The 11,429-nt window shown below is 38.2% G+C and carries 10 protein-coding genes; 5 read left to right on the top strand and 5 right to left on the bottom strand.

All coding sequences use genetic code 11. The features are described from left to right. Both ACR2MV_RS00065 and ACR2MV_RS00060 read left to right on the top strand, forming a co-directional pair. The coding region (locus ACR2MV_RS00065; protein WP_434019819.1) for a hypothetical protein at nt 1-126 on the top strand (126 nt) is incomplete at its 5' end. A 151-nt stretch (nt 127-277) separates the two neighbouring features. After that, nucleotides 278-1,159: a universal stress protein gene (locus tag ACR2MV_RS00060; RefSeq protein ID WP_434019818.1), complete on the top strand. Its 882-nt coding sequence runs from the start codon at nt 278-280 to the stop codon at nt 1,157-1,159. Nucleotides 1,160-1,339: 180 nt separating this feature from the next. Here ACR2MV_RS00060 and ACR2MV_RS00055 read toward each other — a convergent pair whose 3' ends face one another. Both ACR2MV_RS00055 and ACR2MV_RS00050 read right to left on the bottom strand, forming a co-directional pair. Next, complete coding sequence (locus tag ACR2MV_RS00055) at nt 1,340-2,353, bottom strand: DUF3500 domain-containing protein (RefSeq protein WP_434019817.1); 1,014 nt, start codon at nt 2,351-2,353, stop codon at nt 1,340-1,342. Between the two features lie 261 nt (nt 2,354-2,614). Then, nucleotides 2,615-3,352, bottom strand: a complete 738-nt coding sequence (locus ACR2MV_RS00050) for a bacteriorhodopsin-like (RefSeq protein WP_434019816.1) — start codon at nt 3,350-3,352, stop codon at nt 2,615-2,617. Between the two features lie 99 nt (nt 3,353-3,451). Between ACR2MV_RS00050 and ACR2MV_RS00045 the strand changes: the two genes are divergently transcribed. The 3 genes from ACR2MV_RS00045 to ACR2MV_RS00035 all read left to right on the top strand — a co-directional run bounded on the left by ACR2MV_RS00045 (nt 3,452) and on the right by ACR2MV_RS00035 (nt 6,039). After that, nucleotides 3,452-4,342 (top strand): Brp/Blh family beta-carotene 15,15'-dioxygenase, encoded by an 891-nt coding sequence (locus ACR2MV_RS00045; RefSeq protein ID WP_434019815.1) that lies wholly within the window; start codon nt 3,452-3,454, stop codon nt 4,340-4,342. Nucleotides 4,343-4,462: 120 nt separating this feature from the next. Next, nucleotides 4,463-5,236: a DUF6090 family protein gene (locus tag ACR2MV_RS00040; protein ID WP_434019814.1), complete on the top strand. Its 774-nt coding sequence runs from the start codon at nt 4,463-4,465 to the stop codon at nt 5,234-5,236. Nucleotides 5,237-5,238: 2 nt separating this feature from the next. Next, on the top strand, nt 5,239-6,039 hold the full coding sequence (locus ACR2MV_RS00035; protein WP_434019813.1) for a DUF6090 family protein: 801 nt from the start codon (nt 5,239-5,241) through the stop codon (nt 6,037-6,039). Nucleotides 6,040-6,139: 100 nt separating this feature from the next. Here the strand turns inward: ACR2MV_RS00035 and ACR2MV_RS00030 are convergent, their stop codons facing one another. From ACR2MV_RS00030 to ACR2MV_RS00020, 3 genes are all read right to left on the bottom strand, one after another. Continuing rightward, nucleotides 6,140-7,060: a hypothetical protein gene (locus tag ACR2MV_RS00030; RefSeq protein ID WP_434019812.1), complete on the bottom strand. Its 921-nt coding sequence runs from the start codon at nt 7,058-7,060 to the stop codon at nt 6,140-6,142. A gap of 299 nt (nt 7,061-7,359) precedes the next feature. Next, on the bottom strand, nt 7,360-8,631 hold the full coding sequence (locus ACR2MV_RS00025) for a TPR end-of-group domain-containing protein (protein ID WP_434019811.1): 1,272 nt from the start codon (nt 8,629-8,631) through the stop codon (nt 7,360-7,362). Between the two features lie 145 nt (nt 8,632-8,776). Continuing rightward, the gene (locus ACR2MV_RS00020; RefSeq protein WP_434019810.1) at nt 8,777-10,534 is read right to left on the bottom strand and encodes a serine hydrolase; all 1,758 of its coding nucleotides are present in this window, start codon (nt 10,532-10,534) and stop codon (nt 8,777-8,779) included. Nucleotides 10,535-11,429 lie beyond the last annotated feature (895 nt).

Genomic DNA, 11,429 nt, shown 5'->3' with positions numbered 1-11,429 from the left:
ATTTCAAGCGACCTTATGGCCATTGATATCAGACAGGCTTTATTTCATTTAGGTGAGATCACCGGAGAAATCACTACCGATGATCTGTTAGGGAACATTTTTGCGAACTTCTGTATTGGAAAGTAAGTCACTTTATATTTTAAATCGCTTGCAGTCCGCCCCTGAATACCTTTGCGATTTATCAGACTGATTCATATCAATTAATTCATTGATCCCCGTCAATGCATAGTAGAACTTATTTTTCTACTTTATCTCATTAACATTAAAAGGGATCAAGATGAAAAAAATACTTTTTGCTACAGACTTTTCTTCGAACGCTAACAAGGCTTTTTGCTTTGCTTTAAATCTGGCCGAAAAACATCAGGCTGAATTGGTTCTGGTACATGTTTATGATGTACCAACCGTATGGACCTATCCAAATACTTATAACTTATCGGAAATGAAAATGCATACTCTCAAAAGCTGGGAGCGCTCCTTAGAAGAATTTTATGACCATTATGAAACCGGCATCAAAGCCTCCTATGTTGCTATAGAACATCCTTCTGTAGTGAGAGGAATTTTAAAGGCCATTAAAGAGTATGAACCTGAAGTCGTTGTGACTGGTACCCGAGGGAAAAACACCTTGAAAGAAGTGATTCTGGGAGGTACTACCAAGGCGCTGGTTGAACAGTCTCCAATTCCTGTGATGGCTGTTCCGGAATTTGCCGATCAGCATGGCTATGAGAAAATTTTATATGCTTCCGATTTCCAGGAAGTCGACCTTAGGGCCATTGAAAAGCTCGTAGAATTTGTGAGCCCTTATCAGCCTGAGATTAAAATTTTACACATGAATCTTGACAATGAATTCAGGGGCGTAGAAAAAATGGAATGGTTTAAAGAATTGGTATTAGACACCATAGACTATAAACATTTCACATTTGAGTTACTCTATTCAGAGGACCTGTTCCAATCACTTTATAAGTATATGGCCGAAGATGATTATGATCTTTTGGTGATGCTTGAAAAGAAACGCAGCGGCATAATGGATCAACTGTTCCATGAAGATCTTGTAAAGAAAATGGAATTCCGAACATGGATACCTCTATTGAGTTATAATGAGAATTTTTTACGTGTTTTTTCTGAGATTGATTTTCGGGAAAAAGATGTTATTAAACAGTAGGAAGCTTTGTTTCAAATATCTTTTACATTCATGAAAAAGAACCAAAAGATCCAGGCTTTTATTCGAAACTAAATTGATGGTTATAAAGGAACTTCGAGATTCGGAGTTCCTTATTCTTTATTCAAAAATCTCTAGTTTCCAATCTGAATCTGATAATTGGTGAACTACCAGGGAGATTTTCTAATTATGACTGCTTTCCAAATAGTGTTTTCTGATGACGTCATTGCCAAAATCACCGTCAAAATCGCGCCAGACGGTATGGATATGATTGGCACTGCTGATGGTATTGTCAAATTCAATTAGAAAGGATTTCCCTTGAATGCGGTAATAATGTCCCTTACCCATCTCCGTGGCTCCTGCCCATCCGAACCTGATCTCAGCTAGTTTTTCCTGTTCAATTTCCTTCATGCGTTTAGCAGCAATATCTTCGGGCATGGCCGACAGGTATACTTGAATGAGTTTTAGTAAATGATCTTGCTGGTCTTTTTTCAATTCTGAATACTTGATACCCACCGGACGCAAAGGACCGACTTCGGTGGCATTGGAGGTCACTATTTCAAAATACGATCTATTACTAAAAATCGTTTTGACACGTTGGTTGGAATCCATAGAATTCAGCAGCTCAAAAGCAATATCTTCCTCAGCTTCCAGGGGGCGTTCTCCTTTTCTTTTCCCAACAGGTATGGTTGCCGGATTGGCGCCAATAAAACGAGGTGTCATGCTCACATGTTTATCTGTGATGGTAAAATTCAAGGACAGATGATGTCCTTCAAAAGACCAGGCCCATAGTTTGTCTTTGGACGGATCACCATAGATGGCTACAAAAAACTTGTCAGGATCTCTAAACCCCTTGTCCTGCCCCATCTCGACCAGCACATTTTCCAGGTCGATAATACCGAGGATTTTTTTAAATCCAGCCTCACTTACATGGTCATGAAGTAAGATAAATACCAGTTCTTTTTGTTGCTGTGTAAGGTCTTTTAACCAGATTCCTTTCCTCGGCCACATCTTGCCAGGAAGGAAATGCCATATATCACGGCTCTTGTCATCAAATGACATTTGCACTTTCTCAAGCTGCTCCTGATCAAGTGATTGTAAAAAGTCTGTTACCGGTGATTTGCTGGTGTAGGTAAACGCTGCCACTGCCAAGGACAACATAAGTATCAAAGCGAAGGTGATTTTATTTATTTTCATAGAAACCAAATGTATCAATCCTTCCTATAAATTAAAACTCATTTTGTACGAAAGGGTAGAATTATTGTCCGAAGGTATCTTTTGGATGTGTTAAGGGATTTGGAGCAATGGAAAGAATCAAAAATTAAGTACCGTTGGAAAAGGCCTGTTACGCTTATTCAATTCATCTGAAACAATAGGAATCAATTCGTTAGATTTTAGAGTCATTAAAAACTCAAAAAAAATCGGGGCGCTGTTCAAGGCCCCGATCTTAAAATATTATTAGGCGGTTTGCGCCTCTTCTGATGCAGCTACAGCCAAGCTATAAATCACTAGTCCGAAACCTATTTTATTAATGGCATCTCCGATATTATATACGACATCCATGGCAAGTCCTCCAAAAAGACTTTCGTACCACCCGGGTGTTCCGGCCATGTATCCCAAGGGGTAAATAGCCCATCCTACCAAGACAAACCAACACAGCATTTTGTGAGTCTTCAATATGTTCCCACCTGCTTTTACTGCCAATTTTTTGGCTGATCCCAACCAAATTTCATAGACAATGGCAAAATAAGCGATCCCTGAGATAAAGCCCCAAAGCGCCGCACTGTCTCTATAGACAGATTCTCCAAGATAACCCGTAATCAACATAACGACAGATAGAAAGATCAATCTCCACATCAGCGATGTTTTCGCTCCGGCTACTTTCAGTATGAGATAGAACTCCACACACATCAAGGGTACTGTGAGAATCCAGTCCACATACCTGAAAAATGTAGGTGATTCAGCATTTGAAATCCAATAATCCCGCATGTACCAATAATGTACGGCAGCAATAAAAGTTATTAATCCTGAAACCAGGATTGATGTTCTCCACTTCTTGTCAAATCCATTCATTGAAAGGAAAAAGAAAGCCGAGGCGGCCATCATGGCCATTGCTCCGACAAAGAAGGTAAATCCGACATAATCGTCAGCAGCCATCGGAGGCATCTGACTCATAAAAATATTTAGTGTTGTCATAATGTAATTATTTTTTGTCTAACAAATATACTAAAAACTTAAACAAAAATGTTATAAATCCATATTTTGTTTATATTTGCTTACAAATACTTAGACAAAATGACCAGATCATTGCCCAACATAAAGTTATTGGTTACCTTCTTTTTACTGTGGACCACCACGGTGATAGACGTACATACCGAGGCATATCTGGCCTATATCATGATCCTTACCGTCGGTATTTTACATGGCTCCAATGATATTGAATTGCTATTCGGGTCTTTTAACCTGAAACGGAAGCAAACCTTTCAGGTAATAGCGCTCTATATAGGTATGATTTTGTTGACCGTACTTCTTTTTTATTTTATTCCAAGCATCACGTTGGGTATTTTTATCCTCTTTAGTGCCTATCATTTTGGTGAACAGCATTTTGTTAAGAAAGTGAGATCAAAGCGTTTGACCAAAGAACTTTTTTATCTCTCTTACGGTATGATGATCTTATCAATGTTGTTCTTTTTAAATGAAACCGAAGTTATATTGATCATTTCTCAAATAACAGGCCTTGTACTTTCTTCGCTCCTCTTCTCTGCAGGGTTGATCGTATCGATTTGTCTGACTTGTATTTTTGGTACCCTATTGTTTTTTGAGAAAAAATTAAAGACCAGCTTGGTACGCGAGGTTTTCCTACTCCTTATTTTTTATATCATCTTTCAATTTGCCACTGTTTTATGGGCATTCGCCATCTACTTTATTGTTTGGCATGCCTATCCCTCTATCATGGATCAAATCAGCGTCTTAAAAAGTAGCATGAAAGCATTCAGTCTTAAACAGTATATCAAAACTTCTTTTATTTACTGGTTGATTTCGGTGACCGGTATTGGCGTATTATTTCTGCTGACCTCAGAAATGCCTGAATTATTCAATGCCCTCTTTTTTACATTCATCGCAGCTATCAGCTTTCCACATATTTATGTGATCAGAAAAATGAACAGTAATCAGGAAGGGAGCTAAAATTACTTGATCAACTCTTCAATCCCTGCCTCGCCGTCAGGCAGGTCCAATCTAAATTCTTTATATTTATATCTCAACTATCAAACAATGATTCCTTTCTTCCGAAAACTCAGAAAAAAAATGGCAGACGATAACCGACCATTAAAATATGCTCGCTATGCCGTGGGTGAAATAATTCTTGTAGTTATAGGGATTTTGATTGCACTGTATATCAATAATTGGAATGAAGAACGAAAAGACAAAGAATTGTTGAAAGAAGATCTGGTCGCTTTAAAACTTGATTTGAATGAAAACCTGGGGGCTTTGAATTATGTACGAGAATCAGAACTTTTTAGATTCTATTCTATGGAAAAACTTTTAACCTTAGTAAATGCATCGCCTTTAAATATTGAATATACTGAAATTTTCAAAAAGGACTTTCCATATCAATCAAACTGGATTTATCAAAAGTCATTACCAACAGTTGCAGATGAAGAGTTTATTAATTTGGCTTTTTCCTGGTCAGGACGACATGTTCCTATAAACTTGATTACAGATACCATGGAGGAACTAAAAAGTACGGGGATGTATTCTAAAATTTCAAGTGTTGAACTCAAGAATGCCTTGAGTACTTATTACAAGATTGTTGAGTCTCATTTAGAAGAACATCTTTATACAAAAAATTATTTTATAGAAACAACTTGGGAGCTGTCCTTGTTAGACGATGGAATTACCTACGTAGATGTCTCTAAAATTGACAGCCCACTGCAATATATTCAGAATAACCCTACAAGAATTGGTCTTTTAAAAAACTTAACTGGATTGTCTCAGTGGAGAGTTCAGATGACACATGAAAGCATTGATCAATTAATGATAACGCTCGAATTAATCGATGAGGAAATAGCAAAACTTTAAGCATGATCCCATTCTTTAGAAAAATCCGTAAAAAAACGGCTGACGACAATCGACCTATAAAGTACGCCAGATATGCTATTGGTGAGATTGTACTTGTGGTAATCGGGATCTTGATCGCCTTACAGATCAATACCTGGAACGAGGACAGGAAGAGTAAAAAGGCTACCATGGTCTATATGGACAGATTGATCGATGATTTAAAATCTGATACACTAATGCTATCCGATCATATAGCGTCTGCTGTTCTCAAGAATCAATTTTGCAAAAAGGTCAAAAAGGTAGTTCATCACAACGAGATCATTCAAGATACCAATGCCTTTGTTATCCAGTTACAAGGGGTGGGAAGAGCGCTGAGACCGGCTGTAAGCACCAATACCATTGACGATTTAAAAAGCACAGGGAATTTGAAATTGGTCAAGGAAATTGAAATAACAAATTCCATCAGAAACTATTATAATTTTAGTCCAGAATGGTGGTTTGAACAATATACCGATCAATTGGTGAACGGCTACCTACCTATTGTGGTGGATGCCATCCCCATGCATATCCATGAAGAAATCTTAAGTCGCGAAAACATCCAGTTAACGCCTACTGCGGGTTATGTGGGAAAAAAGATCTCACATGTAAATGCTGAAGATCTTGAAGCTATTTTAACCTATTTACGGGCAGATGAAAATTTCGATTTTCAATTAAAACGGATTACACGATCGCACCTTGTACATGCCAGGTTACTCACCGGATTGAAGGATAATGCGGTTTCCTTATTGAATGATTTGGAGCAATGGAAGGCGTTGAAGGAATAAATTTAATTCTTTTTTCTGTCCTTTTACTCATCCATTTTCTATTTGAATTAAGGAATTCATAAATTAACAATCTCCAATCTCCAATCCCTGCCTTCCTCTCCTACTCATAATACTCAATCTCAGTCTCAGTACCCGGTGCACCCCAGTAGGATAGGCTGAACTTTTGTGGGTAGACTTCATCGTAGTTATAGTCTCTTTTTACAACTTCCGGATAACAGGCGTTGCATAAGGTATCTTTTATACTGGTAATGTTATTTTTTAAATAAGGGAAATAGAAGTCATCCGATGAAAACCGATCCGCGGCCCAATAACCGGCATCGTAAAATAAACTTATGAACCTTTGTAAATAAATCGATTTAAACTGATCATAATATGGATTGGTATAGTTATCATAGAAAATACGTATGCTGTATTTCAAAGAACCTTCCTTATCAAAATCTTCTACTTTAATCAGGTTACCGTTGCTATCGTATTCAAAGATGGTGTAGATTACCTGATCCTCAAATCCTAAGTCGTTTACCCTATCCAATCTGCTCACCTGCCCCTGACTGTTCAGTTGCAAAGTAACAGAAGTATTTTGATCCATGCCTATGGTACCGGTAGCAGATACAACATTACCATTATACGTCAGCTCATAATCAGATTCACCTTGAAAGCTATTGCTAAAACCAATCAATCTGTTTTGATTGTCATAGGTATAGAAGTAATCAGAACCATCATACTGCGGATCTTTGGTTTCATCTACCTGCATTTCAACTAAATTGTTGCTGCAATCATATACATAGGTATATTCAAAATTCCTTGAAAGCGAATTGCGGGTACGAGAAGACAGAAAGTTTAGTTCGTTATAGGAATAGCTGTTGATTACATCATTCGACCTGCTATCGGATTTCACAAAGCGTGTCATATTCACTTTATTCCGGTCTTCCTGACAATTCACGACTTCCTCAGGTTCTTCATTAGACGTACAGGAAAACATTAAAACACTTAAAAGCACTAGGGGGGAAATAATTTTTTTCATATAAATTAGATTAGACATTTTACAATAGCATAAGACTACAAAATTGTACGAGTGTTACTCTATCTGAGGATAATTTCTAATATATTTTAAAGCTTGGAAGGCAAGAGGTTCAGGGACTGTGGATTAGGTATCAACGAGGAAATCGCCGTTGTTCGAAAAATCCAGTCCATGCAGCATGTTGAAGGTTCGATAAAGAACTATTGAATTACAAAGGTATTTATCCAATCTCATCATGGTTTGGATCGGAAACGGTATATTTTATTTTCCTGCTCTTGAGTCAAGAACTTAGGACAAAAAAATCAATATCTCTTCACTTTCCTTTCCCACTTGCTATCTTCCAAAAACTTCTTATAATTCCTGATATGCAACATATCATAAATAGCCTGCTCTTTGTCTTTACTATTCTCATAATAAGACTTACAGATCTCGTAGCCCACCCAATAGCCCAGGTCAGGATAACCGTCTTCTGACACAGTGCTGTAATTCGCGATCCAGTTGTTTGAACGGTTGTAATACATGTCTTTTTTAAAGTCTTCCCAAATCTTCTTTTCCTTACCTTCAGCCCAGGCAAAGATCTTTTCATTGGCCGAATTGCCACTGATCAACTCCCCCATAAAATCAGCCATGCCTTCTTTGATGGCATAGCCTAAAGTAATGGTATCTCTTTTCATATGGTTCTGCTGAAAATGGATCAGTTCATGCGAAACGATATTAGGGATATACTTTGATTGATTCATCAATAATTTGGTGCGATCACTGAGCTCGTCGGTATTGACTCCTTCCCCATCGCTCATTTGATTGGTTCCAATAAGCAGGCCGGCATTCGAAATGGTCCCGCCGCTGGTAAAGGCGCCGATCACAAAATACACATCCGGAAATTTAGCGTCCGGATAAATGGCTTTAAAATTATTGAAACTCGTTTGTATCTTTTCTTTATAAGCTTCCACCTTGAGAGTATTTTTTCGGATAGATGTATATAATTTAGGATGTGACTGTATATGCTGCGTAAACTTATCAATTGAAGCAACTTTTAGCCCCATATAATCCTGCATCCCGTCACTGGCCTTATCAAAATAATAGCGTTTATAAATAGCCCTGGCATGGGCCGTGTCTTCTTGTACCAAATCATAGGCCTCCCAAAAATGATGCACATCGCTTGTTATGATACTGGCTTTCTCGGGATCACTGTTCAAGGTTTTAGAAGCTGGCACTCTATTCAATAATTCTTCCCATCTACCATCTTGGTGCAGGCTTGTTAAATCACTATCAGAACTCAAATGAAATTTGTTGCTATAGCCATGGTCGATTGCCTCGTTTAACAATATAAAAGAACTGTCTATTTTCTCTTCCAAAGCCAAACAACAAGCCGCATTATAAGCCGCCGTTCTTTTTTGAGCGGCAAAATCAGATAGCTCAATCACCTTGAGATAATTTGAAGCAGCCGTGCCATAATTTTTCGCCATATAGAGCTGATCAGCCTCCTGACTCATCGTATACGCCGACTTTTGTTCCTGTGCCAAAAGTTGACCACACAAAAACAACAGCACACCAGAACATAATAGTTTTTTCATGAAATTCCTTTTTATATGAGACTGAGGATGATTGGAATTGTTACAATAATTGAGACTGAAGTGAATTTCGAATACCTGCCCGCTGATTTAACTATCGTAGGCATGACAGGCATTCCACATTCACTCGTCATGTCAATAGGTACTATTACTGCAACCGCTTCCCTGGCATTTCCTGACCGTTCTGAAACAATGTCAAACTATCAACCTTTCCATCCGTCTGGTTAAATTCGATCTGTGCCTCGACAACTTTGAGATAGAAAACACTGTCTGATTTTGGGTAAATATCAAACATGGGCTGACCCGTGGCCTGGGCTTTCATTTGCTTCCCTTCTTTTGAAATGCTAATTATAAAACCAGGCTTCAATTCATATTGACCTATATAACTTTGTAAAATGGCATCGGCTACTTCTATTTCTTTGACCAGATCAGCAGTATCCACACCCAATTCTTTCAGCTTATCAATACCGTTTTGATTGCCGGGATTGATTTCGATCGACTTTTTATAGTACTTGATCGCATCTTCCTTATTACCGGCTTTCATAGAAGCTTCTGCATAACTATCATAGGTATTGAATGAAGTTGGGTAGGCTTCCATATTCCATTTGAATACCTCAAGGGCCTCAGATATCTTTTCCTCACCCATAAGCAAGTAACCTATCTCATTCATTTGATTTTCATTAAAGTCAAATCCATCATCATCTTTGAGCTTCTTGTAATGTGCCTCACCCGCTTCGACACCATCACTTTGTATCACACTCAATACTTCATATGCTCCTGATGCTTTCGGAAGCTTATAACTCTCGCCTTTTAAAATGGCCCTGATAGACTGAGTCATTTGATTCAGTGGAGCACCACCTGTATTATTCAATAAGACCACTAATGACTTATCAGAGGGCGCCCTTGAAATAATGGTATTAAAACCATTGATTCCTCCTCCATGTGCTATGGTATAAATGCTGTCTTTTGACGAGCCGATCTTGTCATAACCAACTCCCCATCCATAGGCATAATCAAAATTACCGAATGCTTTGATCTGTGGCTTAAAATAAAGGTCCATATACTCCTTCGAAAGCATCTTGTTGCCGTACAACGCCTGATCCCATGTATACAGATCTTCGACCGTTGAATACAAAGATCCTGCAGCGTAAGGAATACTCATATCAAGATAATTGGAATTTATAAACCCATCGCCATACTTTTCGTAACCCGTGGCCCTGTTTTTCATTATATCTTTATGATTGTCGTAGCCCGAATCCTTCATATTAAGTGGGCTAAATATATAATTATGCACCATGGTTTCATAAGACTTTCCTGAGGCCTTTTCTATAAGTACACCCAATAGAAAATAACCTGAATTGCTGTAACTAAACTTTTCTCCAGGTGTAAAATCAAGCTCCTTATCCTTGAATGTCTCTACAAATTCATCCGGGGTATAAGGATTTCTGCTCTTATCCTTAAAAAAGTCAGGGAAAGCGGTATAGTTCGGAATCCCTGCCGTATGTGTCAATAAATGGTGCGTGGTGATTGGAGTTTCATGCCCATTGGGATATTCAGGCAGGTAGTTGTCAATAGGTGCCTGTAAGTCTATTTTCCCTTCAGCAGCAAGCTGTAAAATAAGCATGGCCGTAAATTGTTTTGAAATGGAACCCAACCTGTGTTTGGTATCTGTTCCGTTCTCAATATCCCATTCCATATTGGCCATTCCATGACCGTTTTGATATACTATTTTTCCTTGTTCTGCAACCAGAGCCGATCCGTTGAATTTTCCGTATTCATGATATAGTTTGATAAGTTCTTCGATTTCTTCATTTTTTGATTGTCCGATAACCAACTGCATGGCCGCCAAAAAGAAGAGCGAAGCTGTGATTAGAGTTTTTTTAATTTGTGTAGGGTAGTTATTCATAGTTATTGATTTAATATTTTTAATGAGACGAAGCAGACGAGCATTTTGTTACATCGGTGAATTAATTAATCTGCATATTGAAGTTTTTATTGAATGTCGAATTTCGAAGAACTGATTGGACCTGCCTGCCGGTTTACCTGCCGTAGGAATGGCAGGCAGTGATTGGAGAATGGAGATTGAAGATTTTTGAAATGGAATGTCGAATACTGAATATTGAATATCGAAGACTTCCTTCAAACCACTTCCCTTTCTCGATTGGGAACCTTTTACGTTAGTGTAGTTTAAAAGGCGTGTTAAGAATTCCTGCCCGTTCGGCAGGCGGGCTTGAAACCCTGTCTACCGACAGGCAGTGATTGGAGAATGGAGATTGAAGATTTTTGAAGGTGGTATATATACCGAGATCATTGTTGTAATCTGAAACGGCCTATTTAATTTTTCGTGATGTATCCTGATAATTTTAGAAAGGGCGAAGCAATAGCTCCCGAGTGAAACGGCTGGGCTATGGAAGCGGAAAATTATCAGAGAGATATAGAAAAATAAAACGAGCCTTGAACTTTTCGTTCTTTTGTTTCAAGACAAATAAGGCGATAGCCGATTCACGAATTCCTTAATTCAGATAGAAAATGGATGAGTAAAAGGACAAATTTAAATCAATAATCCCCTTGACCAGCATCAATGTGAATAATCCCTCCAGCATCTAACTTAAAGCCATTAAGCTTAAATCAATTGTCATGAAAAAATCAACAAATTTATTCGTTCGCATCGCTTTGTTCTTTGTGATGCTGGTACTAATAACTTCTTTCTTTAGCTGCGCTGAAGAAGGCAAGGATAAAAATCTGCTTATGGATGAAACCTACCTTGAAAAATATGATGGCAGCACCTGGAAGGCCTTTGA

The sequence above is a fragment of the Lutimonas sp. genome (genome assembly GCF_051011215.1).
GTDB lineage: Bacteria > Bacteroidota > Bacteroidia > Flavobacteriales > Flavobacteriaceae > Lutimonas.
Note: the sequence above shows the minus strand (reverse complement) of the source record. Positions and strands in the feature narration are given on the sequence as shown.

Coding starts and splice junctions, on each gene's coding strand:
- ACR2MV_RS00060 (WP_434019818.1), top strand. CDS start 278: ATGAAAAAAATACTTTTTGCTACAGACTTTTCTTCGAACGCTAACAAG.
- ACR2MV_RS00055 (WP_434019817.1), bottom strand. CDS start 2,353: ATGAAAATAAATAAAATCACCTTCGCTTTGATACTTATGTTGTCCTTG.
- ACR2MV_RS00050 (WP_434019816.1), bottom strand. CDS start 3,352: ATGACAACACTAAATATTTTTATGAGTCAGATGCCTCCGATGGCTGCT.
- ACR2MV_RS00045 (WP_434019815.1), top strand. CDS start 3,452: ATGACCAGATCATTGCCCAACATAAAGTTATTGGTTACCTTCTTTTTA.
- ACR2MV_RS00040 (WP_434019814.1), top strand. CDS start 4,463: ATGGCAGACGATAACCGACCATTAAAATATGCTCGCTATGCCGTGGGT.
- ACR2MV_RS00035 (WP_434019813.1), top strand. CDS start 5,239: ATGATCCCATTCTTTAGAAAAATCCGTAAAAAAACGGCTGACGACAAT.
- ACR2MV_RS00030 (WP_434019812.1), bottom strand. CDS start 7,060: ATGAAAAAAATTATTTCCCCCCTAGTGCTTTTAAGTGTTTTAATGTTT.
- ACR2MV_RS00025 (WP_434019811.1), bottom strand. CDS start 8,631: ATGAAAAAACTATTATGTTCTGGTGTGCTGTTGTTTTTGTGTGGTCAA.
- ACR2MV_RS00020 (WP_434019810.1), bottom strand. CDS start 10,534: ATGAATAACTACCCTACACAAATTAAAAAAACTCTAATCACAGCTTCG.